The organism is Dyella sp. Tek66A03 (genome assembly GCF_052567735.1).
Map to the genome: position 1 here is coordinate 3,672,022 of NZ_CP199584.1, position 25,709 is coordinate 3,697,730.

The 25,709-nt window shown below is 64.9% G+C and carries 28 protein-coding genes; 14 read left to right on the top strand and 14 right to left on the bottom strand.

Annotation, left to right across the window (positions count from 1 at the left end):
- Nucleotides 1-8: 8 nt before the first annotated feature.
- From ppk2 to sufT, 3 genes are all read right to left on the bottom strand, one after another.
- Nucleotides 9-1,034 (bottom strand): polyphosphate kinase 2, encoded by a 1,026-nt coding sequence (gene ppk2 / locus ACT01B_RS16425; protein ID WP_445144290.1) that lies wholly within the window; start codon nucleotides 1,032-1,034, stop codon nucleotides 9-11.
- 199 nt (nucleotides 1,035-1,233) lie between these two features.
- The gene (locus tag ACT01B_RS16430; RefSeq protein WP_445144291.1) at nucleotides 1,234-1,452 is read right to left on the bottom strand and encodes a YdcH family protein; all 219 of its coding nucleotides are present in this window, start codon (nucleotides 1,450-1,452) and stop codon (nucleotides 1,234-1,236) included.
- Nucleotides 1,453-1,655: 203 nt separating this feature from the next.
- On the bottom strand, nucleotides 1,656-2,213 hold the full coding sequence (gene sufT / locus ACT01B_RS16435; protein ID WP_445144292.1) for a putative Fe-S cluster assembly protein SufT: 558 nt from the start codon (nucleotides 2,211-2,213) through the stop codon (nucleotides 1,656-1,658).
- 237 nt (nucleotides 2,214-2,450) lie between these two features.
- On the opposite strand from sufT, the gene ACT01B_RS16440 reads away from it, so the two are divergent.
- A complete protein-coding gene (locus ACT01B_RS16440; RefSeq protein WP_445144293.1) occupies nucleotides 2,451-2,891 on the top strand; it encodes a hypothetical protein in 441 nt (146 codons plus the stop codon).
- Nucleotides 2,892-2,898: 7 nt separating this feature from the next.
- Here ACT01B_RS16440 and ACT01B_RS16445 read toward each other — a convergent pair whose 3' ends face one another.
- Both ACT01B_RS16445 and ACT01B_RS16450 read right to left on the bottom strand, forming a co-directional pair.
- Nucleotides 2,899-4,329, bottom strand: coding sequence for an NAD(P)(+) transhydrogenase (Re/Si-specific) subunit beta (locus tag ACT01B_RS16445; RefSeq protein WP_445144294.1), 1,431 nt, complete (start codon nucleotides 4,327-4,329; stop codon nucleotides 2,899-2,901).
- A complete protein-coding gene (locus ACT01B_RS16450) occupies nucleotides 4,329-4,634 on the bottom strand; it encodes an NAD(P) transhydrogenase subunit alpha (RefSeq protein WP_445144295.1) in 306 nt (101 codons plus the stop codon). Before ACT01B_RS16450 ends, ACT01B_RS16445 begins: the two co-directional genes overlap by 1 nt.
- 138 nt (nucleotides 4,635-4,772) lie before the next feature.
- Between ACT01B_RS16450 and ACT01B_RS16455 the strand changes: the two genes are divergently transcribed.
- The 4 genes from ACT01B_RS16455 (at nucleotide 4,773) to ACT01B_RS16470 (ending at nucleotide 7,297) form a co-directional block, all read left to right on the top strand.
- Nucleotides 4,773-5,357, top strand: coding sequence for an RNA polymerase sigma factor (locus ACT01B_RS16455; protein ID WP_445144296.1), 585 nt, complete (start codon nucleotides 4,773-4,775; stop codon nucleotides 5,355-5,357).
- Entirely contained in the window at nucleotides 5,354-5,743 is a 390-nt protein-coding gene (locus ACT01B_RS16460) for a hypothetical protein (protein WP_445144297.1), read from the top strand. Before ACT01B_RS16455 ends, ACT01B_RS16460 begins: the two co-directional genes overlap by 4 nt.
- Nucleotides 5,744-5,745: 2 nt before the next feature.
- Nucleotides 5,746-6,324: a DUF3106 domain-containing protein gene (locus ACT01B_RS16465; RefSeq protein WP_445147508.1), complete on the top strand. Its 579-nt coding sequence runs from the start codon at nucleotides 5,746-5,748 to the stop codon at nucleotides 6,322-6,324.
- Nucleotides 6,325-6,598: 274 nt separating this feature from the next.
- The gene (locus ACT01B_RS16470; RefSeq protein ID WP_445144298.1) at nucleotides 6,599-7,297 is read left to right on the top strand and encodes a DUF6796 family protein; all 699 of its coding nucleotides are present in this window, start codon (nucleotides 6,599-6,601) and stop codon (nucleotides 7,295-7,297) included.
- A gap of 12 nt (nucleotides 7,298-7,309) precedes the next feature.
- Here the strand turns inward: ACT01B_RS16470 and ACT01B_RS16475 are convergent, their stop codons facing one another.
- Nucleotides 7,310-8,410, bottom strand: coding sequence for an NAD(P) transhydrogenase subunit alpha (locus ACT01B_RS16475; RefSeq protein ID WP_445144299.1), 1,101 nt, complete (start codon nucleotides 8,408-8,410; stop codon nucleotides 7,310-7,312).
- Nucleotides 8,411-8,552: 142 nt separating this feature from the next.
- Between ACT01B_RS16475 and cdd the strand changes: the two genes are divergently transcribed.
- The 9 genes from cdd (at nucleotide 8,553) to ACT01B_RS16520 (ending at nucleotide 15,985) form a co-directional block, all read left to right on the top strand.
- Nucleotides 8,553-8,966, top strand: a complete 414-nt coding sequence (cdd, locus tag ACT01B_RS16480) for a cytidine deaminase (protein WP_445144300.1) — start codon at nucleotides 8,553-8,555, stop codon at nucleotides 8,964-8,966.
- Nucleotides 8,967-9,059: 93 nt separating this feature from the next.
- On the top strand, nucleotides 9,060-9,629 hold the full coding sequence (locus tag ACT01B_RS16485) for a nitroreductase family protein (protein WP_445144301.1): 570 nt from the start codon (nucleotides 9,060-9,062) through the stop codon (nucleotides 9,627-9,629).
- On the top strand, nucleotides 9,617-10,516 hold the full coding sequence (locus tag ACT01B_RS16490) for a 5'-3' exonuclease (RefSeq protein ID WP_445144302.1): 900 nt from the start codon (nucleotides 9,617-9,619) through the stop codon (nucleotides 10,514-10,516). Before ACT01B_RS16485 ends, ACT01B_RS16490 begins: the two co-directional genes overlap by 13 nt.
- 37 nt (nucleotides 10,517-10,553) lie before the next feature.
- A complete protein-coding gene (locus ACT01B_RS16495) occupies nucleotides 10,554-11,378 on the top strand; it encodes an AraC family ligand binding domain-containing protein (protein ID WP_445144303.1) in 825 nt (274 codons plus the stop codon).
- Nucleotides 11,379-11,518: 140 nt separating this feature from the next.
- Nucleotides 11,519-12,403 (top strand): EamA family transporter, encoded by an 885-nt coding sequence (locus ACT01B_RS16500; protein ID WP_445144304.1) that lies wholly within the window; start codon nucleotides 11,519-11,521, stop codon nucleotides 12,401-12,403.
- A gap of 100 nt (nucleotides 12,404-12,503) precedes the next feature.
- Nucleotides 12,504-13,472 (top strand): DMT family transporter, encoded by a 969-nt coding sequence (locus tag ACT01B_RS16505; RefSeq protein WP_445144305.1) that lies wholly within the window; start codon nucleotides 12,504-12,506, stop codon nucleotides 13,470-13,472.
- Nucleotides 13,473-13,542: 70 nt separating this feature from the next.
- Nucleotides 13,543-14,118, top strand: coding sequence for an NUDIX hydrolase (locus ACT01B_RS16510; protein ID WP_445147509.1), 576 nt, complete (start codon nucleotides 13,543-13,545; stop codon nucleotides 14,116-14,118).
- 97 nt (nucleotides 14,119-14,215) lie between these two features.
- The gene (locus tag ACT01B_RS16515) at nucleotides 14,216-14,578 is read left to right on the top strand and encodes a hypothetical protein (RefSeq protein ID WP_445144306.1); all 363 of its coding nucleotides are present in this window, start codon (nucleotides 14,216-14,218) and stop codon (nucleotides 14,576-14,578) included.
- A 210-nt stretch (nucleotides 14,579-14,788) separates the two neighbouring features.
- Nucleotides 14,789-15,985: a diguanylate cyclase gene (locus tag ACT01B_RS16520; protein WP_445144307.1), complete on the top strand. Its 1,197-nt coding sequence runs from the start codon at nucleotides 14,789-14,791 to the stop codon at nucleotides 15,983-15,985.
- 213 nt (nucleotides 15,986-16,198) lie between these two features.
- On the opposite strand, the gene ACT01B_RS16525 is transcribed toward ACT01B_RS16520, so the two are convergent.
- The 8 genes from ACT01B_RS16525 to ACT01B_RS16560 all read right to left on the bottom strand — a co-directional run bounded on the left by ACT01B_RS16525 (nucleotide 16,199) and on the right by ACT01B_RS16560 (nucleotide 25,701).
- Entirely contained in the window at nucleotides 16,199-16,501 is a 303-nt protein-coding gene (locus ACT01B_RS16525) for an STAS domain-containing protein (RefSeq protein ID WP_445144308.1), read from the bottom strand.
- An 11-nt stretch (nucleotides 16,502-16,512) separates the two neighbouring features.
- On the bottom strand, nucleotides 16,513-17,697 hold the full coding sequence (locus ACT01B_RS16530) for a methyl-accepting chemotaxis protein (protein ID WP_445144309.1): 1,185 nt from the start codon (nucleotides 17,695-17,697) through the stop codon (nucleotides 16,513-16,515).
- A gap of 15 nt (nucleotides 17,698-17,712) precedes the next feature.
- On the bottom strand, nucleotides 17,713-18,810 hold the full coding sequence (locus ACT01B_RS16535) for a protein-glutamate methylesterase/protein-glutamine glutaminase (protein ID WP_445144310.1): 1,098 nt from the start codon (nucleotides 18,808-18,810) through the stop codon (nucleotides 17,713-17,715).
- Between the two features lie 115 nt (nucleotides 18,811-18,925).
- The gene (gene cheD, locus ACT01B_RS16540) at nucleotides 18,926-19,582 is read right to left on the bottom strand and encodes a chemoreceptor glutamine deamidase CheD (protein WP_445144311.1); all 657 of its coding nucleotides are present in this window, start codon (nucleotides 19,580-19,582) and stop codon (nucleotides 18,926-18,928) included.
- On the bottom strand, nucleotides 19,579-20,457 hold the full coding sequence (locus ACT01B_RS16545) for a CheR family methyltransferase (RefSeq protein WP_445144312.1): 879 nt from the start codon (nucleotides 20,455-20,457) through the stop codon (nucleotides 19,579-19,581). Before ACT01B_RS16545 ends, cheD begins: the two co-directional genes overlap by 4 nt.
- 2 nt (nucleotides 20,458-20,459) lie before the next feature.
- Nucleotides 20,460-22,175, bottom strand: a complete 1,716-nt coding sequence (locus tag ACT01B_RS16550; RefSeq protein WP_445144313.1) for a methyl-accepting chemotaxis protein — start codon at nucleotides 22,173-22,175, stop codon at nucleotides 20,460-20,462.
- A gap of 26 nt (nucleotides 22,176-22,201) precedes the next feature.
- Entirely contained in the window at nucleotides 22,202-22,708 is a 507-nt protein-coding gene (locus tag ACT01B_RS16555) for a chemotaxis protein CheW (protein WP_445144314.1), read from the bottom strand.
- Nucleotides 22,709-23,715: 1,007 nt separating this feature from the next.
- Nucleotides 23,716-25,701, bottom strand: coding sequence for a chemotaxis protein CheA (locus ACT01B_RS16560; protein WP_445144315.1), 1,986 nt, complete (start codon nucleotides 25,699-25,701; stop codon nucleotides 23,716-23,718).
- Nucleotides 25,702-25,709 lie beyond the last annotated feature (8 nt).

A 25,709-nucleotide genomic window follows, 5' to 3' on the forward strand; every position in this document is an offset into this window, starting at 1 on the left:
GCCTCCACTCAACCAAACAGTGCGCGCCCCACGATCAGCGGATCGGCCAGGCCAACCACCTTGTCGTCGCGGTTGGGATAGGGCATACGGCCAAGGACATGGCGCATGGCGTTGAGGCGCGCGCGCTTCTTGCAGTCGGAACGGATCACGATCCATGGCGAGTCGGCCGTATCGGTATGCGCGAACATCGCCTCCTTGGCGCGCGTGTAGGCGTCCCACTTGTCCAGTGAGGCGAGATCGACCGGGCTCAGCTTCCACTGCTTGAGCGGATGCAGCTTGCGTTCGCCGAAGCGGCGGCGCTGCTCGTTCTGGCTGACCGAGAACCAGAACTTGAAAAGATGGATGCCGCTGGCCACCAAGTGGCGCTCGAACTCGGGCACCTGCCGCATGAATTCGTCGTACTCCTTGGAACCGCAGAAGCCCATCACGTGCTCCACGCCGGCGCGGTTGTACCAGGATCGATCGAACAGCACGATCTCACCCGCGGTGGGCAAGTGCTGGATATAGCGCTGGAAATACCACTGCCCGCGTTCCGATTCCGAGGGCTTCTCGAGCGCCACGACTCGCGCGCCGCGCGGGTTCATGTGCTCCATGAAGCGCTTGATGGCACCACCCTTACCTGCTGCATCGCGTCCCTCGAACAGGATCACGACGCGCTGGCCGGTGTCGCGGACCCAGGCCTGCAACTTCAGCAGCTCTACCTGCAGCCGGTACTTCTGCCTTTCGTAATTGCGGCGCGACATCTTGTTTCGGTAGGGATACTCGCCCTTGCGCCAGCCCGCCGACAGCTCATCGTCCGGATGCCGATTGCTCGAACCGCGCAGCAAGGCGGGATCGCCCTCCAGCATCAGGCTGCGGAGTCGCTCGGCGTCGTCGGGCGAGAGGCCATCGAGAATGACCTTCACCGTGTCGACCAAGGTGTCGGGATCTTGCGAGGTCGCCTCGGACAGGATGTCCTGCATGCCATGCGCCATCAGCGCCTGGGCGGATTCGATCGCCTGGCCCACCCTCTCGCGCTCGTTCGCAAGCGCCATGCGTTCGGGCGAGGCCTCGTTTGCGTTCGGCGCATGAGCAGCTATAGCCGGCTGCTCGGCAACAAGTGGTTCGGCGACGGCACGGCGTCGGCCGTTTGGCGTGCGTTTGGAGATCGATGACGACAAAGCATCACCCCTCGATAGTTGGATGGGAGATTCCGCCTGGGGCGGCGCTCGGCGCGTGTGGCGCGTCATGCGCTCAGGACATCGATGCCTTGCGCAGGATGCTGTAGAGCTGGTCTTTCACAAGCAGCTTTTCCTTCTTGAGCTGCTCGATGAGCACGCCGCCGGCGGGCACCAGCCCCAGCTCCATGTTCTTGATCTCCTGATCCAGCTCGTTGTGGCGCTGGAACAGCCTGGAAAAGCGCGGATCCTGGCCTTTGAGGTCGGTGATCAAGCCGCGAAATTCGGGAAACATGCCGTGCTCCTGACGATCGAAGATCGGATCGCCAGTTTGACCTTCACTGCGCCACCGGAGCCTTGATGTGGATCAGGCGCACCGCGCTGAGGCCTTGCTGCAGGCGCGACCTATCGTCGCGAGACGGTCCAGCCTCGCGTGCATCAACATCAGGGAAGAGAGACCGACCGCCGCCCATTGGCGCGCAGATCGTGAACAAGCTCTCAGAGCATGCCGGTTTCGAGTTTTGCCGCGTCGGACATCATCGAATGGTTCCACGGCGGATCGAACACCAGGTCCACGTCGGCCTCGGCCACGGTGGGAATGAGTTCGAGCTTGGTGCGCACGTCGTCGACCAGGATGTCGCCCATGCCGCAACCCGGTGCGGTAAGCGTCATTTTCACATAGACCTTGCGCTGCTCCGCCGCCAGGTGGTCGACCGTCACGTCGTAGACCAGGCCCAGCTCGACCACGTTGATCGGGATCTCCGGATCGAACACGGTGCGCAGCTGCTGCCACACCAGCTGCTCCACGTCGGCATCGGTGGCATCCACCGCCAGCTCGATCGGTGCGGGCGGCTCCTTGCCCAGTGCGTCGGCGTCGTTGCCGGCGATACGGAACAGGTTGCCTTCCACATAGACAGTGAAGCTGCCGCCCAGGGCCTGGGTGATGTAGCCGATCTGACCGGCGGGCAGGCTTACCGTTTCCCCTTGGGGCACCATGACTGCCTGGCAGTCACGTTCCAGGGTGAAGGGCTCGCTGCTTAGACTGAAACCGCTCATGCCGATCCTGCCAAATCTCACTGAGGGGCGCGGCAAGGTGTCGCGCCGAGCTGACTATTATGCCGGTTGACGACCGGACACGCCTGCACAGATCAGGCCGGGTGACCCCGATCTCAAGGGGAATAGGTGCCGCCAGCTGTCTCAGGCCGGGCTTGCAGCCGGGCACGCCGCGCTATGATGAGAGTTTTACGCCAGAGAAGAGCCCGTGTCTGCAACCCTGCCTTCGTTTCCCCAGCCATGAGTGCACGGGTCGCGTTTTCTGCCTTGTTTGCGTTGATTAGCGCCGTGATGCTGGGCCTGGCCGCCGGCGCCGTGTGGATGGTGCCCACCCTCTACTTGCAGCGCCCGCTGCCGTGGCTGGCCCTGCCGGTCGGCTGGTTGTTGGGCAAGGCGGTACGCAACTGGGTTCGCCCGGCCGGCCGCGATGCGGCGCTATTGGCGGCATTGGCCACGTTCACCGCAGCAATTTACGTCAACCTGCTGACGGCGGCTGCCCGCATCGCCGGCCTGATGGGCATGGGCCTGATCGATGCCATGCGCACGGCCGGCTTCCGCCTTTTGCTGGAGCTGGCGACCTTGGGGCAAGCGGCCACGGACAACGTGTGGTTCGTTATCGGCATCGTCGTGGCCGCCCTGACGGCCCTGCGCGCCGCGCGTCCGAAGCAGGCGCACAGCTGAACGCGGTTTACGTCTCCAGGGTTTTCAGTTCCGTGACCAATTGCCCTGCCGCCGCCTGGCCATCGCCGTAGAGCATGCGCGCGTTGTCGGCATAGAACAGCGCGTTTTCGATGCCGGCAAAACCGGTCCCCTTGCCGCGCTTGACCACGATGACATGCTTGGCGTTGCCGACGTCGAGGATCGGCATGCCGTAGATCGGCGAGGCCGGATCGGTCTTCGCCAGCGGATTGACCACGTCGTTGGCACCAATCACCAGGGCCACGTCGGTGTTGGGGAACTCGGGATTGATGTCGTCCATGTCGGCAATGAGGTCGTACGGCACCCCCGCCTCGGCCAGCAGCACGTTCATGTGGCCGGGCATGCGACCGGCGACCGGGTGGATCGCGAACTTCACCTTCACACCCCGCTCGATCAGCAGCTTGGCGAATTCCCACACCTTGTGTTGCGCCTGCGCCACGGCCATGCCGTAACCCGGCACGATCACCACGCGCTCCGCGTAGGCCATCATCACGGCGGCATCGCTGGCCTCGATCGGCTTCTGGCTGCCGCCGATGTCCTGCGCCACCCCACTGGTTGCCCCGAAACTGCCGAACAGCACGTTGCCGATCGAGCGGTTCATCGCCTTGGCCATCAGCTGGGTCAGCAAGGTACCCGCTGCGCCGACCACGGTGCCGGCGATGATCATCGCCTCGTTCTGCAACACGAAGCCTTCGAACGCTACCGCCAGGCCGGTAAAGGCGTTGTAGAGGGAGATGACGACCGGCATGTCGGCGCCGCCGATGGGCAGGGTCATCATCAGGCCGAACAGCAGCGCCAGCGCGAAGAACGCCACGATCAAGGGCGGGGTCAGCTGGCCGCTGACGAGCATGCCGCCGAGTACGACGGCCCCGGCCAGCACCAGCAGGTTCACCACCCGCTGCCCTGGGAACACGAAGCGCTTATCCAGCCAGCCTTGCAGCTTGGCAAAGGCAATCAGCGAGCCGGAGAAGCTGACCGAGCCGATCAGCGCGCCCAGCACCGCCAAGGTCAATTGGGCCGCCCCCGGCGTGTCTGCACCGTTGGCGGTGAATTGGCCGCCATCGAGCAGGGTCACTGCGCTGCCCGCATAGCTGAACAACTCGGTCGCGCCGATGGCCGCGGCGGCGCCGCCGCCCATACCGTTGTAGAGCGCCACCATCTGGGGGATCGCCGTCATCGCCACCCGGCGACCCGACCACCAGGCGGCGCTCACGCCAATCAGCACCGCGGTCAGGATCAGCCCCCGGTTATGCATGTCCGGCATAGCGAACGTGGCGATGACTGCCACCAGCATGCCCACGCCGGCCCACACGATGCCTCCGCGTGCGGTGCGGGGGGAACTCATGCGCTTAAGACCGAGGATGAACAGCAGTGCAGCGAAGAAATAGCAGGCCTTGATGACGATCGGCAGCCACTCCATCACTTGGCCTCCTTGCCAGCTAAGGGCTTGCTGGACTTGAACATTTCCAGCATGCGTTCGGTCACCACGTAACCTCCTGCGGCGTTGCCGGCACCTAGTAGTACGCCGATAAAGCCGATGGCAACCTCGAGCGTGCTGCTGGCATGCCCTAGCGCGATCATGGCGCCAACCAGCACAATGCCATGGATGAAGTTCGAGCCCGACATCAACGGCGTGTGCAAAATCACCGGCACCCTCGCGATGATTTCGTACCCCGTAAACGCCGCCAGCATGAAGATGTAAAGCGCCAGGAACCCGTCGATCATGACCTCTCCCCGCCAGGACATCGTTATGCCCGCATCATACGGGCGTGGGTCAACCCGCGCGAGCCTCGGGCGTTGATGCACAAAGACGTACCAATGGAGTCTCAGCATGCCCGATCCGGCGAAGCGGACGATGACGCCATGAACAGTGCCGTTTCTACGCTCGAAGCCGACCTGCTGGCCGAAGACATCCGCGCGGTGCCGGTCTCGATGAATGCGTTCCTGGCGCAGGTCGAGCGCCGCGCGTTCCGTATGGCCGAGATCAATCTGGGCCATCGGGAAGATGCGCTGGATGCGGTACAGGACGCCATGCTGCGGCTGGTCAAGCATTACAGCGAGAAGCCTGCACAGGAATGGACCCCGCTGTTCTGGGGCATCCTGCGCCGGCGCATCGTCGATCTGCAGCGCCGCCGCAAGGTGCGCTCGATCATGGTGGCCTGGCTGGGCGGAAAAGACGAGGACGGCGACGATTTACCGCTCTGGGAACCCGCCGACACCGGCCCCGGACCGTTGGAAAGGCTGCGTGACACTCAGTCCTATGCGGACATGGCGGCAGCGGTGAAGTTGTTGCCTCAGCGCCAGCGCGAAGCATTCATGCTGCGCATGCTGGAAGGCTTGGACGTGGCGGAAACCGCCCAGGCCATGGGCTGTTCGGAAGGGAGCGTAAAGACACATCTGTCGCGTGCACTGCAACGTCTGCGCGACCAACTGGAGGACTGGCGATGAATGCGCCCGACAACCACCTGGAACGCCGCGCCCGCGAACTCTATCGCGAGGCCGCGCGACACCTTGACCCGGCGACCGTCGATCGACTGCGTGCGGCTCGGCGCAAGGCCATCGAAGGCGCCGACCGCTCGTCGCTGTCGCATCGCCTGCTGCAGCTGCTGCTGCCGGCCGGGGCCTTTGCGGCGGTCGCTTTTGCGGCACTGATGCTGTCGTCCCCGGTACAGGGGCCATCGGGCGCCTCGCCTGCCAGCTCGCTTTCTATATCCACGGCTGAGGTCGACGGCGACTTGCCGCCGGATGCGGCCGCGGCCGACCCTACCCTGTACCAGAACATGGACTTTTACGGGTGGCTGGCCAGGAACGGCGACAGCCAGGCGAACCGGTGATTATGCGTCGAGGCCGTCTTTTCATCGTGCTGATGCTCGCCTGCTGGCTGGGTAGTGCCGTCCCTTACGCGTTAGCGCAGAACGTACCGCCTCCGCCACCGGGGGATTCGTATCCGCCCGGGCCGCCGCCTGGACCACCGTTTGGGCCGCCGCCGGATCGGCCGCCCGGTCCTCCGCCAGCGCCGCGCTCATGGCAAAGCCTGTCGCCCGCCGAACGCGACGTGCTGTCGCCGCTTGCCGACAAGTGGGATTCGTTTCCGCCAGAGCGGCAGGCCCGCATGCTGGAGCGCGCCCAGCAATGGAAAACACTGCCGCCTGACCAGCGCCAGGCGATCCGCCAGCGCATCGACCAATGGCAGAAGATGACGCCCGAACAGCGGGAACAGGCCAGCGAGAACAGCAAGCGCTTCCAGCAACTGCCTCCCGAGGAGCGTCAGCAGCTGCACGCCGCCTTCCAGCATTTCCAGCAGTTGCCGCCGGATCAGCGCGAACAGTTGCTGCGTCAGTGGCACGAGGAAATGCACCATGGACCGCCTCCGCGCGGCCCCGGCGGCCCTCCGCCGCATCCGCCCAAGCGTTGAATCGAAAGCCCCGCCTTGGCGGGGCTTTTCCTTTCAAAGAAGCCGTTCGCGACACCGCCAGTGCATGGCCCGGGCCGGCGACATTCAGCGCTCACTCGAATCCCTGCCCACCCGGTGCCAGCATGTATCTTTACGACGGGAACGATGATCGGGGCCCCAGCCAGGGCGCAGTCCGTTATGGTGATCTTTGGGAAACGGGGAAAATCCGCCACTAAGCAAGCGACGCGTCGTTGTTAGCGCGGCGTCAGCCCAGCGCAGCGCAGCCAGAGGTCATATGAACGTGTCGAGGCAACGATGGTGGGCGGGCCTGCTCGGTTTGGCCGGTGCCATCCTGCTGGCCCTGGGCGATCAGGGTCTGTACTTCGCTCCCGTGAGTGGTAGCGACTTCGTCGCCCATCTGCGCGACATCGTGGCCGCGGCGCCGACCGATCGCATCCTGCTTGGCGCCACGGTCGGCCCGCTTGCCGTGCTGCTCTATCTATTCGGTTTCTGGCACGTGTATATGAACATCCGCGAGCGCCAGCCGTCGGTGGCAGGGGCCGTCGCTGTCGGCTTGGTGCTTAGTTATCTCGCTGGCGGCAGTTATCACGTGTTCTGGGCAGCCAAGGCGCTCGCCATTCAAGCTGCCGTCCACGCCGATGCCTCGTATCGTCCCGCCTCGGCCTTGCTCGATCAGCAGATCCACGATTTCGGTGCAAGGCTTTACAAGTTTGCCGAGCTGCCCGGTTATCTCGCCGGCCTGCTCTTGCTAATGCTTATCGCCTTCGGACGCACGGCATACCCGCGCTGGGTCGCCCTGGTCACCCCAGCGGTGCCAGTACTCTTGCTGCAAATGGTTGAGGCCTATATTCCGGCACCACTCGGTTCGCTCCTGGTGGGCAGCGCGGTCAACCTGTCATTCGCCGCGTTCTTCGCAATATCTCTCGCAACCACCACGCCCAGAGGCGCGGACGCGATCACGTCCCGCCCATGATCCGGGGAACGACTAGCCCTGGAAATGTGGCTCGCCGTTGCGCGTCACGCAGCTCTTGGCGATCAGCTCGTCGTTGAAGTCCGGCGCCAGCGTGTCGCCCTGCACCATCAATTCGACAAAGTTGTACGCGTTGCGCGCATACATCTCCGACGCGTGCAGCGGTGCCCCGGCGGGCAGATTCAGCGGACCGAGAATCACCACGCCGCGGTGCTCCACGCGCTGGCCGGGCTGGGTCAGCTCGCAGTTACCGCCGCCGTCCGCGGCGAGGTCGACGATCAAGGCACCTGGCTTCATGCCGTCGATCATGGCGGTGGTGAGAATCTTCGGCGATGGGCGGCCGGGCACCGCAGCGGTGGTGACGATGACATCCACGCCTTTGAGATGCTCGGCCAGCGCCTGTTGCTGGGCGGCCCGTTCCTCCGCCGACAGTTCGCGGGCATAGCCACCGCTGCCGGCGGCGCTGACGCCGAGATCCAGAAATTTGGCGCCGAGCGACTCCACCTGCTCGCGGGTTTCGGGACGCACGTCGTAGCCCTCGGTCTGCGCGCCCAGGCGGCGGGCCGTGGCAATGGCCTGCAGGCCGGCCACACCGGCGCCGATCACCAGTACCTTCGACGGCCGGATGGTGCCGGCAGCGGTGGTGAGCATGGGAAAGAATTTCGGCGCGGCTTCGGCCGCGATCAGCATGGCGCGATAGCCCGCCACCGCCGCCTGCGAGCTGAGTACGTCCATGGCCTGGGCGCGCGTGGTGCGCGGCAACAGCTCCAGTGAAAAGGCGGTGAGCTTGCGTTTCCCCATCGCCACGATGCGCGCAGCGGCGCCGTAGGGGCGCAACTGCCCCACTACGATGGTGCCTTCGCGCAATCCCGACCAAACGCTATCGTCCGGCGGCAGCACGCAGACGAACACGTCGGCCTGCGCCAGCACGCTGTGCGCATCCGCAAAATCGGTATCCGCATAGGTATCGTCCGGGAAACCCGCGGCCGCGCCGGCACCGTGCTCCAGCAGGACGCGCAGGCCCTTGCCGCGCAATTTCTTCGCCACTTCAGGCGTGATCGCCACCCGGCGCTCACCGGCGGCGGTCTCTCGCAATGCAGCCACGGTGATCGTCATCGTGCATCCCCTGCGGAAAGGTCCAGCCATCCTAGCCGATGCCTCGTCGCGCGAGCCACCAAGGGTTGGCGACGAACGGCTCCCGGCGGGGGTAGACTGGTCCGCCGCCGTCGAGGCGAGGGGTCCCCCAATGGAGATCCCGATGAGCGTGATCGTTGTTCCCGATGTCTTGCTGACCCTGGCGCGCGAGGCGCGCGAACAAGCCTATGCACCGTACTCCCGCTTCCTGGTGGGGGCGGCCGTGGTCACCAAGGACGGCCGCCGTTTTGCCGGCTGCAATGTCGAAAACGCCTCCTATGGCCTGTGCAACTGCGCAGAGCGAACAGCGTTGTTCAGCGCCGTGGCTGCGGGCTGCCGACCGGGTGATTTCGAGGCGCTGGCGGTCATCGGTGATACGCCCGGGCCGATCAGTCCGTGCGGAGCGTGTCGCCAGGTCATGGCGGAGCTGTGCGACGAAGACATGCCCGTATGGTTGGGAAATCTGCATGGGGCCGTGCAGGAAACGACCGTAGCAACCCTGCTGCCAGGCTCATTCCGGCTGGCTACCACGGGCTGAGCCCATGGCGCAGGGGTTCAGCGAAAAGCCGGCGGCATTCGCCTATGTCGGCCGGGCGGATTAGCATGAACGTTTGCCCCGACGGACGTCCCCGTGTCCCATCCTCTTTCCCTGTTGCAGCAACGTCACTCCGTCCCCTCCCGCCAACTCGGTGAGCCGGCCCCGGACGAGGCCCAGCTGCATGCGCTGCTGGAAGCGGCCATTCGCGTGCCGGACCACGGCAAGCTGGTCCCGTACCGACTGATTCTGCTGCAAGGTGCGGCCAAACTCGCTTTAAACGATCGCCTGGCGGCATTGTCGCTGCGCCTCCATCCGGACCTGCCGGAATCCAAGCGCGAGAAGGAGCGTACGCGTTATGTCTCCGCCCCGGTGGTGGTGGCGGTGATCTCGCGCCTCGATCCCTCCAGCAAGGTGCCCGTGATTGAACAGCAGCTCTCTGCCGGCTGCGTGGCCTACAACTTGCTGCTTGGTGCCGGAGCAATGGGTTATGGCGCGCAATGGCTCACCGGCTGGGCGGCGTATGATCGTGAAGCCGCCAGCATCCTTGGTCTGGCGCAGAACGAACAGGTGATCGGTTTCGTGCATATCGGCACGCCGCACATCGACGTGCCCGATCGCGACCGCCCCGCCCTCGCCGATGTACTCAGCACGTGGACACCGTGAGCCGCCCCGCCGCCCATCTGATCGATGGCAGTCTCTATGTATTCCGTGCCTGGCATTCGATGCCGGACGAGTTCCACGATGCGGACGGTCATCCGGTCAATGCGGTACACGGCTTCACGCGCTTCCTGTGCGAACTGCTGGAACGCGTGCGCCCCGAGCACATCGCGGTGGCCTTCGACGCCTCGCTGACCACCTCGTTCCGCAACGCGATCTACCCTGCTTACAAAGCCAACCGCGAGCTGCCGCCGCCCGATCTTGAACACCAGTTCGTGTTGTGCCGCGAGGTGGCGCTGGCGCTTGGCCTGCCGGTGCTGATCGATCACACCTACGAAGCGGACGATCTGATCGGCAGTGCGTTGTGGAGCCTGCGAGGACTTGGTTTCCGCAGCGTGATCGTGTCGGCCGACAAGGACTTCGGCCAGTTGTTGGGCGACGACGACGAGCAGTGGGATTACGCGCGCGGCAACCGCTGGGGGCCCGCTGGCGTGCACGAACGGCTTGGCGTGCACCCGCAGCAGGTCGCCGATTATCTGGCGCTGTGTGGCGACGCCGTCGACAACATCCCCGGCGTGCCCGGCATCGGTGCGAAAACCGCTGCGGCGCTGCTGGCCCATTTCGGCAACCTGGATGCGCTGCTCGAGCGGGTGGACGAAGTGCCATTCCTGCGCCTGCGTGGCGCGGCCAGTTGTGCGCAGAAACTGCGCGCGCATGGCGAGGCGGCGCGCCTTTATCGCCGGCTCACGCGTATTGCGCTGGATGCGCCGGTGCCGACCGATGCCGATGCCTTGCGCCGCCAGCGCGGGGAAGCGGACAGCATGGACGCACTGTGCGAGCGCCTGCGCTTTGGCCCGCTGACGCGTACGCGGTTGAAGGCGCTGATCGGCTGATCGGCGGCTCGGCTGATCGCGCAGTAACATGCAGCCCATGCCAGGCGTTCCCGACCGCTTCAACGCACACAGCGACGCCGCCGAGTTCCGGCTGCCGGCGCACCGCCCTGGCGTGGAGCTGTACCGCGCGCATATCGTTCGCCACGCCTTCGACCCGCATACGCATGACGGTTTCGGCCTGGGCGCGATCGAATCGGGCGTGGAACGCTTTCGCTACCGAGGCGCGGATCATCTGGCGCCAGCGGACTCGGTGGTGATGATGAATCCGGACGAGCTGCATACCGGGCGCGCCGAAACCGAAGGTGGCTGGCATTACCGGATGGCTTACATCGAGCCATCGGTTGTCGCGGACATCACCGGCGAATCCGGCTGGTGGTTTGGCGAGGTGGTGCGCGCAGATCTGCCAAGTGCCCGCGGCGTCACCGATTTGCTGGAGGCACTCTGGCAGGCACGCGAGCCGCTCGCTTTCGATAGCCTGCTGTTCGAATTGCTAAGCCAGTTTCGTCGCCACGCGCGTGTTCCGCGTCCGGCTATGGATGGACGCTCAACGCGCTTTGCGCCGGTGCTGGACTACCTGCATGCCCATCTTTCGCGGCGACTCACACTCGACGAGCTGGCTACGGTCGCCGGACTCAGTCCATTTCATTTTCTGCGCCAATTCCAGGCGCAGCACCACGCCACGCCGCAGCAGATGTTGATGGCCTTGCGCCTGGCCGAAGCCAAACGCCAGCTATCGCACGGCGAAGCGCCCGCGCAAGTCGCCGCTGCTGTCGGTCTCGTCGATCAGGCGCACCTGACGCGTACGTTTGCACGGCGCTACGGCACCACACCTGCGCGTTATCAACGCGCTCTACAGCGCTAAGCCCGCATCATCCGCGAGTCGTAACGTAGATTGCTGTCAGATGCTGTCAGCAATCACGTCGGCGGGAAGGCCTGCATGGTGGGTTTCGCTTGAGCCTGCAGGCATGATGAGCGGACCGTTCTACCGCCGCGGCTGTGCTCATGTCCTCACGTTCCACCATTGGTCCGCTCGCACTCGCCATCGGCGCGCTGTTGATCAGCATGTTTTCGTATCAATTTGGCGCGTCGCTGGCCAAGCACCTGTTTCCGCAGGTCGGCGCCCAAGGCGCTACTGCGTTTCGGCTGGGGCTTAGCGCGCTGATCCTGCTGCTGTGGCGGCGTCCGTGGCGACGCTCGGGCGGGCGGCGCGATTGGCGCGTGCTGTGGGGTTATGGCCTCTCGATGGGTGCCATGAATCTGGTGTTCTACATGTCGCTGCGCACGATCCCGCTGGGCATCGCAGTGGCACTGGAATTCACCGGTCCGCTGGCACTGGCCATGTTCGGTTCGCGGCGACTGCTCGACTTTGTCTGGATCGCGCTGATCGTTGCCGGGCTCGCCCTGCTGCTGCCGCTGCGCGGGCAAACGCAAGCGCTCGATCCGGTGGGTGTGATGTACGCGCTCGCCGCCGGCGTGGGCTGGGCCCTGTACATCGTGCTCGGCAAAAAAGCGGGCGCCGCCCACGGAGCGGACGCGGTGACCCTGGGCACCTCGATCGGTGCCTTGCTGGCGATTCCGTTCGGCATTGCGCACGCCGGCAGCGCCTTGCTGTCACCGGCGCTGTTGCCGTATGCGCTGGGCGTGGCGGTGCTCAGCTCGGCCCTGCCGTATTCGCTGGAAATGGTCGCGCTGACCCGCTTGCCCGCGCGCACGTTCAGCACCTTGCTGAGCCTGGAGCCGGCCATCGCGGCGATGGCCGGCGTGGCCTTGCTGGACGAACGCCTCAGCCTGCTGCAGTGGCTGGCCATTGTGGCGATCATCGTGGCGGCGGCCGGTACCGCCTTGAGCGTGCAACGTCCCGTGCTGACCGAGCCGCTGGCGAACTGAGGACCACGAACCATGCGGGGCCGCTTGTGCTGATGGCGGGTCCTGGCTGACAGCAAGCTGGTACAAGACGGCGCAATGGCAAACGGCCACGCTGTGATCCATGTGGACAGGAACGCTCTATGCCCTCGCCGCCGGCCTCATGTGGGGCCTGGTCTTTGTCAGCCCGCTGCTGTTGCCGGACTATCCGGCGGCGCTGCAGTCGGTGGGGCGCTATCTCGCCTTTGGACTGATTGCGCTGCCGCTGGCGTGGATGGATCGCGCGGCGCTGCGCCAGCTCGGCCGCGCCGACTGGCTGGAGGCGCTTAAGCTCGCCGCGGTCGGCAACCTGCTCTATTACCTGTGCCTGGCCAGCGCCATCCAGCTGGCCGGTGCACCCTTGCCCACCATGATCATCGGCACGCTGCCGGTGGTCATCGCCATCTCGGCGAACCTGCGCGACGCGCGACGTGACGGGCAGCTGCCGTGGCTGATGTTGGTGCCCTCGCTGGCGCTGATCGGCGCGGGCATCCTGTGCGTCAATCAGGCTGAGCTGGCGACGTTGGGCGAGATCAGCCAAGGCGACCTCGCCCGCTATGCACGCGGCGCCTTGTTCGCCTTCGGTGCCGTGGCGTGCTGGACCTGGTATCCGTTGCGCAATGCCGACTGGCTGCGTCGCCACCCCGGGCGCAGCCCGCGTAGCTGGGCCACCGCACAAGGCATCGCCACCTTGCCGCTCGCCTTGGGCGGCTACTTGCTGCTATGGCTGTTCATGGGCGTGAGTGGTAGCGCGTTTCCCATGCCCCTTGGCCCCCATCCGTGGTTGTTCGTCGGCCTGATGGCGGCGATCGGCTTGTTTGCGTCCTGGCTGGGCACGCTGTGCTGGAACGCCGCCAGCCAACGCCTGCCCACGGCCTTGAGCGGACAGCTGATCGTGTTCGAAACACTGGCCGCCATGACCTACGCCTTCCTGCTGCGCGGCCGCCTGCCCGGCCCGCTGACGCTCGCCGGCATCGCCTTGCTGGTGCTGGGCGTGGCATGGGCCGTACGCATCCGGCCCCGTCCGGTCGCCATCGCGATGGACGAGGAATGAAGGGCTGAGGTTGTAGCTGCCACATGGGCGCGGCAACATGCGCTCACCCTTTCGCCTGACGGCCAAGCCGATGAATCACCCAGACCGCAGCATTCCCCACGACGCCAACGCGCCGGTGGAAACCCTTTACGTCGGCAAGTGGCTGAGCCTGCGCAAGCGCGGCCGCTGGGAATACGCCGAGCGCAACAATCCCGGCGGTGCGGTGATCATCCTGGCGGTAACGCCGGAAGACAAGGTGCTGTTCGTGGAGCAGTACCGCGTGTCGATCCTCAAGAACACCATCGAGATGCCGGCCGGACTGGTGGGCGACCTGCACGAACACGGTGATGAGGACGTATTGCTCGCGGCCGGTCGTGAGCTGGAAGAGGAAACGGGCTACCGCTGCGAGCGGCTGGAGTTTGTCCATGAAGGGCCGTCGTCATCGGGCATGAGCACCGAGATGATCGCCTTCGTGCGCGCATGGGGCCTGCAGAAAGTCGGTCCGGGCGGCGGCGACGAGAGCGAGAACATCGTGGTGCACGAGGTGCCGCGCAAGGAGGCCGGCGCGTGGTTGTTCGCGCGCGCGGCCGAGGGTTACTCGATCGATCCCAAGCTGTTCGCCGGTCTGTGGTTCATCGAACACACCGGCCTGGCGATGCCAGGCTGAACGCAAGACACGGAGACGGCTAAAGAATCTGCTGGAACCGCCGATGTTTGTCATGTCGTTCCTTACTCCGACCTGACCCCATCGACGGATACCATCTATGAAGACTCTGCTCGCCTCCGCCCTGTTCCTGTTCGCCCCGCTCGCCGCACACGCCGCCTGCGGCCCGACCGATTTCGCCGTGCAGGACTTCAAGATGAAGGTCATGGGCAGCGGCATGACCGCCCGCCTGAGCCTCGCCGGCCAGCTGGTGAACCATTGCGCCGAAGCCGCCGCCGCCCAGATCACCATCGAAGCCAAGGACGGTACCGGCAAGGTGCTGCAGTCCAAGAAGGGCTGGCCGGCCGGCACCACCAATATCGCCCCGGGCCAGACCGTGGATTTCGATCTCGGCCGCCTGTTCCGCTTCGATCCGGAAATGCAGTCCTACACCGTTGGCGTCGCCGACGTGCGCACCTGGTAAGGCTCTGCTCAACACTTGCTTTGCTTGAGGCCCCGAAAGGGGCCTTTTTTGTGCCCCGATGTACCCCGACTCCTCATTTTGTGACGCAGTTCAAGTTTTCGCAGATTGGGCCGATACGCTGTCGACCAGCGACGATGACGTCGATCCGAGGGCCTCGGCCAAGGCCTGCGTGTCCCTGCGCTAAAGGGCCGGCGGAAGATAGGGAGCGCCATGCATCTGGACATTCCGACCCTGACCTTCGTCAGTCTCCTGATGGGTATCGGCGCCTCCATCGGCTTTACGTCGCTCATGACCGTGTTGCGCAACCAGACCGTGCTGCGCATCTGGGTGGCGAGCCTGTGGATCGCCACCTTGGGGGTGTTGCTGATCGGGCTGCGCAACCGGATTCCCGACCTGCTTTCCATCGTGGTCGGCAACGGCGCCATCGTTTTTTCCAACGCGCTGATGCTCAAGGGCATCGCCAAACACCTGGGCCAACCCATGCGCTGGCGTTGGCCAGTGTGCTTCGTGCTGGTCTATACCGGGTTCAGCGCGTGGCTTACGTATGTCACGCCCGACCTGGGCATGCGCCTGGTCATCGCCAGCCTGCAGGCGGTGATCTTCGATCTTGCGTATGCCTACCTGTTGCTTCGCTATGGCGAGCACGCGATCCGCACGAGTTGCCGCATTGCCGCGTCCATCATGCTCATCAACGCCGCCTTCTTTCTCGTACGCGCGTTCATGGCACCTGCGTACAGCGCCAACCAGGACATCATGCTGGCAGGCACGCCGGTTGCCGCAACTTATGTCGTCGGCATCCTGACCGGGCTGGCATCGTATTTCGCGCTATTGCAGCTGATTACCGAGCGACTCATGGTGGACCTGAGCCGCGCCGCCCATACCGATGGCCTCACCGGCCTGCTCAATCGCAGCGCCATCGTCGCCGAAGGGCGCGCCAGCCTGGCGCGCTGCCAGCAGCGCGGGCAACCGTTCACCCTGCTGATCTTCGACCTGGATCACTTCAAGCAGATCAACGATCGCTGGGGGCACGATGTCGGCGATGCCGTGCTGCGCCATGTCACGGCGATCCTGCGCAGCGGCATGGACTGGCCCAACCTGCTGGCCAGCCGCTACGGTGGCGAAGAGTTCGTGCTCGCCTTGCCCGGGGCCACCCTGGAACAGGGCATGGAAGTGGCCGAAAGGCTGCGTTATACGCTCGCACACTCGCATACCAGGGTCGGCGATCAGTCCATTCCGGTGACCGCCAGCATTGGCGTCGCCGTGGCCCGACCCGGTGCCCGCTTCGAACAGTTGGTGCGCCAGGCCGACGAAGCGATGTATCGCACCAAGTTCGACGGCCGTAACGGCGTGAGTCTGGCGGTAGCTGACGGCACACACCTCGCCGAAGCCGGTGACTCGCGCTGCTGATACCTACTTGGGAATACCCCTATGTAACCGCAGACTCTTGACCCTTGATACCGCGTGCCACGGGTATCCAATGACTTTAGACGCGCGGCAAGAGGCACTGGATGACCAGCTGCCCTGTTGTAAAGCGCCTCCAGCTTGACCAGCCCTTCGGCTGTTGAGAGCCGCAGGGATGACGTTCGGATGAGATCGCGGGATCAAAGACTTTGAAAGGGATCAGTGCAGGACGAACAGCTTGTCGAAACCGGCCACGCGCAAAGTGCAGCGCAAACCGCTGTCCGCGTTGACGATGCGGATCTCGGCGCGGTCGGCGCCGGCGTGCTCGCGCAGCAGCAACAGCATGCCGAGTGCGGAGCTGTCCATGCTGGCCACTTCGCCCAGGTCGATGACGTAGCTACGCGCGGCGCGCTGACCAAGGCAGGCCTCGTGAAAATCGCGATGCACGCTGAAGTCGAAGCGTTCGCCCATTTGCAGGGTCACGCAGTCGAGTTCGGAGTCGTGGTGAACAGTCAGGCTCATGGCATGCATCCTTAAAAGAGTTCGATCTCGCCGGCATCCATCGTGTTCTGCAAGGCCGGTCCGCGCGAGCGCAGGCGGGCCTTCTCGCGCTGGATGGCCAGGCGGCTGCGTACGCGCTCGGCGCGCTGCGCCAACAGCTCGGCATCAATCGGACTGCAGGCCAGTTCAGCGATATCGCGCGTGCACTCGGTGGTGATGTCCTGCAGTTCCACCAGGCGCATGCGCGTCTGGTTGATCAGCTGGCTCAGGATGTCCTCGAACTGCAGCGAGCGGATGGTGGTGGATACGTCGGTGCCCAGGCCGCGGTTGATCTCGACCACCTGGTCGGCCACCGCGCTGGTGCGCGCGTCGCTCTCGGTGACGTGCGCCATCATCGCGTCGATGCCGCCCTTGGCGGACAGGGCCACGTTGAGGTCCTGCGAAGCCATCGTGCCAACCAGTCCGCGCAACTGCTCCATCGCGATGCGTGCGCGCTCGACGTGGCTACCGATCTGCTCATTGAACTGGTTGGAATGGCTGGCCAGATTGCGGATCTCACCGGCCACCACCGCAAAACCGCGGCCGGACTCGCCCGCGCGGGCCGCTTCGATGGCGGCGTTCAGCGCCAGCAGGTTGGTTTCCTCGGCGATGGTGTTGACGTTCTTCAACAGGCCGAACACGGCGTCCATTTCCTTCGCCATGCCGTCGATGCGGTAGACGATGCGCAAGCTTTCGCGCGACATCTGCACCACCATGCCGACGAAATGCTCCAGCAGGTCCCCCGTGCGCGCGGCAAAGTCCTGCACCGACACGCCCTCGTTCTGCGCGTCGATGATCTGCCGCAGCAAGGACTGCTGCATGCCGGTCTTGCGCGACAGGCCGTCGAAACCGCCGCCGAGTTCGGACACGGCATCGCGCAGCAGGTCCAGCGCCTGATGCAGCTCGCGCGTGGCGTGGCCAAGTTCATCCACCAGCGAGCTGCGCACTTCTTCCAGTGCCTCGCGTACCGGCGCGTGATGGCTTAGCGAGGCTTCGATCACTGGCTCCTCGGCTGCCGGGACGCGGCGCAGTTCGACGATCCAGGCTGCCGTGAGCAGCACGATCAACACCGGGGCCAGCCAAGCCGACGGCCACAACAGCGTCAACAGCAAGGCGACCGCGCTCGTCGTCATGCCGACGACCGGGCGCACACGCAGGGAGGATGGGATGGCGTACATGGGGATATCCACAGATCAGGGCGCTGTTGCAACGGCGCGTTGAATGGGTTGATGCGCCAACGCAAGCAAGCGCGCGGCAAGATGGTCCAGTGGCAACTTCTCCGTCGCCGCGCCGAGCTTCCAGGCCGCGCCCGGCATGCCCCACACCACCGAGGATTCTTCGTCCTGCACCAGGGTGTGGGCACCGCCCTGCTGCAGCTCGAGCAGACCACGCGCGCCGTCGTCGCCCATGCCGGTCAGCAACGCAGCGACGGTTGCCCGACCCACGCTGGCCGCCATGGAACGGAACAGCACATCCACACTCGGCTTGTGCCGGTTCACCGGCGGGCCGTTGTGCAGGCGGCACACATGTTTGGCGCCGTCCCACATCACCAAAAGGTGCTGGCTACCCGGGGCGATATAGGCGTGCCCCTGCTGGATCGGCTGGCCGTCGCGCGCTTCACACACGCGCATGGCCGAGCAGGCATCCATGCGTGCCGCAAACGGCCCGCTGAACGCTGCGGGGATGTGCTGCGTGATGATGATGGGCGGTGCGTCGGGCGGCATCGCCTCCAGCACCACGCGGATCGCCTCGGTACCGCCGGTGGATGCGCCGATCGCAATGATCGAACTGCCACCACGCGTACCCGCCGACTGTGCGCGTGGCAGCACGGCATCGGCCGAAAGGCGCGGCGCCACGTCCAGCTTGCGCACGGCGGTGCGCTGACGCGGTCGCGCCAACGCCGCCAGCTTCACCTTGGCACAGATTTCCTGCGCGCCTTCGGCAAACGTACTGGCGAGGTCGTTGCTGGGCTTGGTGAAGAAATCCACCGCGCCCAGCTCCAGCGCGCGCAGGGTCACCTCGGCGCCTTCCTGGGTCAGCGACGACACCATCACCACCGGCATCGGGCGTAGACGCATCAGGTTTTCGAGGAAGGTGATGCCGTCCATGCGCGGCATCTCGACGTCGAGCGTAAGCACGTCGGGGTTCAGCTGCTTGATCTTCTCACGGGCGATCAGTGGGTCTGCCGCGGTACCGACGACCTCGATACCCGGATCGCAGGAAAGCATGGTCGACAACAGCTTCCGCACCAATGCGGAGTCATCGACCACCAGGACACGTACTCTTTCCATCGCTTTTAAGTCTCGCCTTCGTCGATCGGGTGGACTGGACGCGACCCACGCCTGCTGGCTCATGCCGGAGCCGGATACTGCCTATGCGAACCTGCTGCTGCGCACGAGAGCGCCGCTAGAACAGCTCCACCTCTCCCTTTATCGGATCATTTGCCAATCGCTTGAGATATTGCTTTTCGCCGTCCACCAGCACGGCGTCGGCGCGTCCACGCAACTGGCGCACGCGCGCCTTGCCGGTGGTGGGGAAAAACTGCACGTGGCGGGGATGCACGTCGCCGAGGTCTTCCGCGCGCACCGCAAGCCTTTCGGCCTCCAGATAGCGCTTCACGAAGGCGATATTGCGCTGACCGATGTCGGTCATGGTGGCCAGCACACGGCCGCCACCGAATACCTTGACCTCGAGGTCGGCGCGCTGACCGCCGGCCTTGAGAATGGCGTTGATCAACTGCTCCATCGCATCGTTGCCGTAGCGCGCCGCGCGTCCCACAGTGTCGGCCCAGCTGCCGCGCTCACCCAACGGTTCGGGCAACATGAAATGGTTCATGCCGCCGATATGCCGCTGCCTGTCGTAGATGCACGCCGAGACACAGGAACCGAGCACGGTGGAGATCATCTCGTCCTGCAAGCTCACGTAGTAATCGCCGGGCAGTACTTTGACGGTGATGCAGGCCTGCCCCGGATCCCAGAAGCGACGCAGGTGCTCAAAGCCAGGCAATACGCGCGCAGGATCGTAACTAGCGCCAATGGGGAGGTTGACTGCGGGGACGCTCATGCACTGCTTTTCCGGTAGACCGTGCGTCCGATCAGGTCGAAGTTGTCGTTGAGTCCGTACATGGACTCGGAATGGCCAAGGAACAGATAGCCGCCCTCGGGCAGCAGGCCGGCGTAACGCTGGAACAGGCGCTGCTTGGTGGGCTTGTCGAAATAGATGACTACGTTGCGGCAGAAGATCGCGTCGAACGGGCCTTGCATCGGCCAGTCGTGCAGCAGGTTCAGCGGCAGGATGCTGACCAACTCGCGCAGGCGCGGATGCACGCAGGCCAAATTGTCGTACTCGCCTTCGCCACGCAGGAACCAGCGGCGGCGCCGCTCGCTATTGACGCCTTCAAGGCGCTCGACCGGATAGACGCCCTTGCGCGCGGTTTCCAGCGCCTGTGGCGACAGGTCGGTGGCGAGGATCTTCGCATCCACCTGGCTGCCGTGCTTCTCCAGCGCCTCGGCCAGCACGATGGCGAGCGTGTAAGGCTCTTCGCCCGTGGCGCAACCGGCCGACCAGATGCGCAGCCGGCCGCCGTTCTTTTTCTCGGCCAGCCAGCGCGGCAGCAATTCGTTGGTAAGCAGGTCGAAATGATGCGACTCGCGAAAGAACGCGGTGACGTTGGTGCTGATGGCGCTGGCCAGCTCGCCCAACTCACCGTGAGGATCGCGCCGCAGCAGCTCGCAGTAGCTTTCGAAGTTCCTGAGCTTTAGCGCCCGCAGTCGACGCAGCAACCTACCCTGCACCAGCTGGCGCTTGTGCTCGCCCAGCGAGATGCCGCAGTGCTCGTACACGAACGCGCGCAGGAAGCCAAACTCGCTGTCACCCAGGGTCGGGCCATTGATGCCCGCCGCGGCGGTGTTGCCATCGGTCGCGGCGGGCGGGCTCATGCTCAGAATTCCTTCCAGGCGCCAGCATCGGCCGCCTCGGCGGAACGAGACGGACGCGCCTGTGCGACAGGCGAATTGCGTACGGCGGCGAACACAGCTTCGGCTTCGGCCATCACGGTCTGACCGCGTGCCTTTTCGGTCGCGGGCGTCGCCGCTTCATCGCCGAGCTGGAAGAAGCCGACCTGACGCGCCAGCTCACCCGCCTGCTCCTGCATGGCGCGGGCCGCGGCTGCCGCCTCTTCCACCAGGGCAGCATTCTGCTGGGTCATCTCGTCCATCTGCAGCACGGCGTGATTCACCTGATCGATACCAGCGGACTGCTCCTGGCTGGCCGCGGCGATCTCCGCCACGATATCGGTCACCTTCTTCACGCTGTCGACGATGTCGGCCAGGGCCTTGGCCGACTGGTCCACCAGCGACGAGCCCACGCGCACTTTCTCCGCGCTGTCGTTGATGAGGCCCTTGATCTCCTTCGCCGCACCCGCACTACGCTGCGCCAGGTTGCGCACTTCCGTGGCGACCACCGCGAAACCACGACCCTGCTCACCGGCACGGGCCGCTTCGACCGCGGCGTTGAGCGCCAGCAGGTTGGTCTGGAAGGCAATCTCGTCGATCAGGCTGACGATGTCGGCGATCTTGCGACTGGAATCGTTGATCTCGCGCATCGCCGCGCTGGCCTGCATAGCCACTTCGCCGCCGTGCTCGGCCTGTCGGCGCGTGGCGCTGGCGAGCTGGTTGGCGTGGCTGGCGTTCTCGGCGTTCTGCTTGACGGTGGAGGTCATCTCCTCCATCGAGGAAGCGGTTTCTTCCAGGCTCGACGCCTGTTCCTGCGTGCGCTGGCTCAGGTCGTCGTTGCCGCGTGCAATCTGCTGGGCGGCCGAACTTACCGAGCCCGAGCCGTGGCGCACCTCGCCGACAATACCGGTGAGACGCTCGTCCATGGTGCGAAGCGCGTCGAGCAGTTCGCCCAGCTCGTCCTTGCTGGTGGTGGCAATGCCGTGACCCAGGCGGCCCGTGGCGATAGCGTGTGCAACCGTTACCGCCTGGCTGAGCGTGTTGAGGATCGAGCGCATCAGCAACACGGCCATGACCAGGGCGATCAGGAGGCCCGCCGACAAGGCGACGATGCTGACGGCGCGAATCATGTGATAGCGCGACACCTGGCCATCGTAGATCTGCTTGGCATCGGCGCGCTGCGCTTCGACCAGCTTGGCCAGCGCTTCCTCGCGCTCCATCATCAGCGGGCGAACCTGCATTTCCAGCAGTTCGGAAGCACCGGTATCGCCTTGCTTGAGCGCATCGACCATCGAGCTTTTCGCATCAGTGTAGTCGGCATCGGTCGAACGCCACGCGTCGTAATGCTTCTTGACGGCATCGCTCATCGGGATGGTTGCGAGCTGCTTCTTTAGCGGCTCCATTTCGGCCTGCAGCTTGGCGTAATCGGCCAGCTTGGCCTTGACCTGATCGGCCTTGCCAACGAGCGATGCGGACTCGCCCAGCAGGATGAACGACATCAGATGGCGCTCGGTGATCTGCGAAACCAACTGGCTGGGCACGATCTCCTCGTCATAGATCTGACCCATGCCATTGTTCTGCAGCTGCATCGAGCCCAGGCCGATGACCGCGCCACCGATAAGCATCAGGCCAAGCAGGCCGAAGACCAGGCGCAGGCGACCGCGGACGGTGAGCTGGGGGACTTTCAGTGTGAACTTCTTCATGGAGTATCCAGTTCCGGCAAAAACAGTCAGGCCACGGCTTTGACATCAGAGGCGGCGGGCAGCGCTGCCTCCAGCATTTGCGCATCCTGCGGCTGCAACAGCTTGTCCACATCCAGCAGAAGCACCATGCGCTCGCCGGTGGCGGTCAAACCCTTGAGGTATTCGGTATCCACGGTGGTGCCCATGTCGGGCACCGGGCGAATCGCGTCATCGGCCACGTCCAGCACATCGGAAACGGCATCCACCACCACGCCAAAATTGCGTCCAGCAACGGCCACGATCACGGTGACCGTGGTGGCGCTGTACTCCTCGCGGGCGAGGCCAAAGCGCAGACGCATGTCGATCACCGGCACGATCGCGCCGCGCAGATTGAGCACGCCGAGCACGTAGTGCGGTGCCTGTGGAATACGCGTCACCGGCGTCCAGCCACGAATTTCGCGGACGGCGAGGATGTCGACGCCGTATTCCTCGTGGGCGAGATTGACGGTGAGGTATTGCGACTGGAGCGTCTCGCTCCGGTGGTTATCAGACATGATTGCCTCGTCGTCGGAGCCACCTGCTGGGCTCCCGTTCGAGATCTGGATCGGCGGGGAGTGGGGAAACTTGAGTGGTTTTGGCCCTGTGCGTGTGGACTGCGACGATGTTCGTTGCCTTGCTCTTAGCTCCCTCTCCCCAAAGGGGAGAGGGTTGGGGTGAGAGGTGGGTACTCGCGGGAACTCTGCTTGTGCTGTTGGTTTTCTTGCTCGGCTGGTGCGTCACCGCCACCTGGCTCGCCTGCCGCGGGCTTCCGTCCTCCTGCCGGAGGCCGGGTCACTTTCTCTTGCTTGCCCAAGAGAAAGTAACCAAAGAGAAGGGCACCCCGCTTGGCGCTTGCCGAGCTGATAGCTCGGCAAGTCCGTGAGGGTCGGCCGGGCTTTTCGACAGGGCTCCTGCCCTGACGAAAAGGGATCGACATCCTTGTCGATCCCCCTGCGGGCCTGATCGTCCGACCCTCACCGCCGCACAGGGGTCCTAAGGTCAAAAGCAGAGCCGTCGTTGTAGGAGCGCACCCTGTGCGCGATCACGGCGTCATCGCGCACAGGGTGCGCTCCTACAGAAGAAAATAAAGACACCGGGCGCACCGTGGTTTGGCTTTGGCCGTTGCTCTTAGCTCGTTGGGCCCCTATGGCGCGGCGGGTGGGTGGAGGAAAAGCCCGCCGGGTGGCTTGCAGGGATGCAAGCCAGTTTGTCGTCAGGGCAGGATGCCCTGTCGACAAACCTCCGTAACCCACCCGCGCACCTGGAGGGCGTAGCCCGAAAGGCGCGCCATCGGGGTGGCCTTTCTCTTGGTTACTTCTCTTTGGCCAAACAAAGAGAAGTAACCCGGGCCGCGGCAGCGGCTCGGAAGCCCGCGGCAGGCGAGCCCGATCGCGGGAGCGTTAAAACAGAGCGAAAGGCACTGGATGACCAGCTTCGCTGTTGTAAAGCGCCTCCAGCGTGACTAGCCATTCGGCTGTTGAGAGCCGCTGGGATGACGATCAAAAGGAACTGAGTCGCCGAATCACGCCGCCTTGCGCCGGCTTTGCAGACGCACCAGTCCCGCGATATCGACAATCAAGGCCACCGAGCCATCCGCGAGAATGGTCGCACCGGACACGCCCTGCACGCGGCGGTAATTCGCCTCAAGCGACTTCACCACCGCCTGTTGCTGGCCGATCAGGCCATCGACAAACAAGCCCACGCGGCTACCGTCACCTTCCACCACCACCATCAGGCCCTGGTCGATGGCACGCACCGCGGTATCGCAACCGAAGGCATCGTGCAGACGTATCACCGGGAGGTATTCGCCACGGAAGCGGAACAGTTCTCCGCCGGCCACGCCGCGTACCGCGTCCGCCTTGAGCTGCACCGATTCGACGATCGACACCAGCGGCACGATGTAGCGCTCCTCGCCCACGGCGGCCGTAAGGCCGTCGATGATCGCCAAGGTCAGCGGCAAGGTGATGGTGAACACGCTGCCCTTGCCTTGCGAGCTGCGGATGGTGACGGTGCCACCGAGGTCGGCCACGTTACGGCGAACCACATCCATGCCCACGCCACGACCGGACAGATCGGTGGTGACGGCGGCGGTCGAAAAGCCGGGCTGGAAGATCAGGTCGGCGACGGCTTCGTCGCTCAGGCCTTCACCACTGTCGAGCAGGCCGCGCTGCACCGCCTTGGCCACGATCGCGTCGCGGTTCAGGCCAGCGCCATCGTCGGATACTTCCACCACGATGTTGCCGCCGCGATGGGAAGCTGCGAGCTTGAGCGTGCCCAGGTCGGGCTTGCCCGCCGCGCGACGCTTGTCCGGCGTTTCCAGGCCGTGATCGATGGCGTTGCGCACCAGGTGCACCATCGGGTCGCCAATTTTCTCGAGCACGGTCTTGTCGAGCTCGGTCTGTTCGCCCACCAGTTCCAGCTTCACCTGCTTGCCCAGTTTCTGGCTGATGTCGCGCACCATGCGCGGGAAGCGGTTGAAGACGGAGGCGATCGGCAACATGCGGATGCCCATGACGGTTTCCTGCAGCTCGCGCGTATGGCGCGCCAGCTGGGCCAGGCCATGCTCCAGCAAGGCGATCCGCGACGCGTCGTAGTTGCCGCGGAACGTATCGAGCATGGACTGGGTGATGACCAGCTCGCCGACCAGGTTGATCAGCCCGTCGATCTTGTCGATCGATACACGTACGGAACTGGACTCGGCACCCACTTCACGCTGCACACGCGCAGCGCCGGCATCGGCCACATTCGCCGCGGCGGCGACGGGAGCCGCCACCGCGGGCGCATCGGCGGGCTTGGCAAGGACATGCTTAGCCTCGATGTCGAGATCGCACTCGTCCTCCACCCAATCGAACACCGCTGCGATGTCGGCGCGCTTGACTGGGCCATTCAAGGTGATGGTCCAACCCAGGTGGCACTCCGAGGGTTCGAGTCCGGCGAGCGTCGCCGGCAGGCGATCGAATTCGGGCGTGGCGACCAGCTCGCCGAGTCCGGCAAGCTCGCGAATCAAACGCAGTGGATCGTTGCCGCTGGCGAGCATGCCGGGATGAGGGCGGAAGCGAATCGTCCAGGCATCGGCCTGATCTTCCGCGCGCCGCGCCTGCACGCCGCCGCCAGCAACGCCGCGGCCCATTGCCGCGGCCAGTTCGTTGCGCAGTCCCTCGGCCACCGCATCATGGAGCGGCTCGCCCGCCTGTGCGCGGGCGAACATGCCGCGCAGGCAATCGACCGTGCGCAGCAAAAGTTCGATGATCGAACCGTCGATGGCACGCTTGCCGCTGCGCACTTCGTCCAGCAGCGACTCGGCCTCATGCGTGAACGAGGACATCTCCGGGAAACCGAAGGTCGCCGCACCGCCCTTGATCGAGTGCGCCGCACGGAAGATGGTGTGTACCAGCTCCCCGTCGCCGCCGTCGTCCAGCGCAAGCAGCGACGACTCCATCGTATCGAGCCCTTCCAGGCTCTCCTCGATGAACACCTGTTGGAACTGCGCCAGACCGGCCTTGCTCATGGGAGTCT

Coding starts and splice junctions, on each gene's coding strand:
- cdd (WP_445144300.1), top strand. CDS start 8,553: ATGAGCGTGATCGTTGTTCCCGATGTCTTGCTGACCCTGGCGCGCGAG.
- ACT01B_RS16495 (WP_445144303.1), top strand. CDS start 10,554: ATGCCAGGCGTTCCCGACCGCTTCAACGCACACAGCGACGCCGCCGAG.
- ACT01B_RS16450 (WP_445144295.1), bottom strand. CDS start 4,634: ATGATCGACGGGTTCCTGGCGCTTTACATCTTCATGCTGGCGGCGTTT.
- ACT01B_RS16500 (WP_445144304.1), top strand. CDS start 11,519: ATGTCCTCACGTTCCACCATTGGTCCGCTCGCACTCGCCATCGGCGCG.
- ACT01B_RS16440 (WP_445144293.1), top strand. CDS start 2,451: ATGAGTGCACGGGTCGCGTTTTCTGCCTTGTTTGCGTTGATTAGCGCC.
- ACT01B_RS16510 (WP_445147509.1), top strand. CDS start 13,543: ATGAATCACCCAGACCGCAGCATTCCCCACGACGCCAACGCGCCGGTG.
- ACT01B_RS16475 (WP_445144299.1), bottom strand. CDS start 8,410: ATGACGATCACCGTGGCTGCATTGCGAGAGACCGCCGCCGGTGAGCGC.
- ACT01B_RS16460 (WP_445144297.1), top strand. CDS start 5,354: ATGAATGCGCCCGACAACCACCTGGAACGCCGCGCCCGCGAACTCTAT.
- ACT01B_RS16445 (WP_445144294.1), bottom strand. CDS start 4,329: ATGGAGTGGCTGCCGATCGTCATCAAGGCCTGCTATTTCTTCGCTGCA.
- sufT (WP_445144292.1), bottom strand. CDS start 2,213: ATGAGCGGTTTCAGTCTAAGCAGCGAGCCCTTCACCCTGGAACGTGAC.
- ACT01B_RS16530 (WP_445144309.1), bottom strand. CDS start 17,697: ATGTACGCCATCCCATCCTCCCTGCGTGTGCGCCCGGTCGTCGGCATG.
- ACT01B_RS16470 (WP_445144298.1), top strand. CDS start 6,599: ATGAACGTGTCGAGGCAACGATGGTGGGCGGGCCTGCTCGGTTTGGCC.
- cheD (WP_445144311.1), bottom strand. CDS start 19,582: ATGAGCGTCCCCGCAGTCAACCTCCCCATTGGCGCTAGTTACGATCCT.
- ACT01B_RS16520 (WP_445144307.1), top strand. CDS start 14,789: ATGCATCTGGACATTCCGACCCTGACCTTCGTCAGTCTCCTGATGGGT.
- ACT01B_RS16455 (WP_445144296.1), top strand. CDS start 4,773: ATGAACAGTGCCGTTTCTACGCTCGAAGCCGACCTGCTGGCCGAAGAC.
- ACT01B_RS16550 (WP_445144313.1), bottom strand. CDS start 22,175: ATGAAGAAGTTCACACTGAAAGTCCCCCAGCTCACCGTCCGCGGTCGC.
- ACT01B_RS16545 (WP_445144312.1), bottom strand. CDS start 20,457: ATGAGCCCGCCCGCCGCGACCGATGGCAACACCGCCGCGGCGGGCATC.
- ACT01B_RS16430 (WP_445144291.1), bottom strand. CDS start 1,452: ATGTTTCCCGAATTTCGCGGCTTGATCACCGACCTCAAAGGCCAGGAT.
- ppk2 (WP_445144290.1), bottom strand. CDS start 1,034: ATGGCGCTTGCGAACGAGCGCGAGAGGGTGGGCCAGGCGATCGAATCC.
- ACT01B_RS16515 (WP_445144306.1), top strand. CDS start 14,216: ATGAAGACTCTGCTCGCCTCCGCCCTGTTCCTGTTCGCCCCGCTCGCC.
- ACT01B_RS16535 (WP_445144310.1), bottom strand. CDS start 18,810: ATGGAAAGAGTACGTGTCCTGGTGGTCGATGACTCCGCATTGGTGCGG.
- ACT01B_RS16465 (WP_445147508.1), top strand. CDS start 5,746: ATGCGTCGAGGCCGTCTTTTCATCGTGCTGATGCTCGCCTGCTGGCTG.
- ACT01B_RS16555 (WP_445144314.1), bottom strand. CDS start 22,708: ATGTCTGATAACCACCGGAGCGAGACGCTCCAGTCGCAATACCTCACC.
- ACT01B_RS16505 (WP_445144305.1), top strand. CDS start 12,504: ATGTGGACAGGAACGCTCTATGCCCTCGCCGCCGGCCTCATGTGGGGC.
- ACT01B_RS16525 (WP_445144308.1), bottom strand. CDS start 16,501: ATGAGCCTGACTGTTCACCACGACTCCGAACTCGACTGCGTGACCCTG.
- ACT01B_RS16560 (WP_445144315.1), bottom strand. CDS start 25,701: ATGAGCAAGGCCGGTCTGGCGCAGTTCCAACAGGTGTTCATCGAGGAG.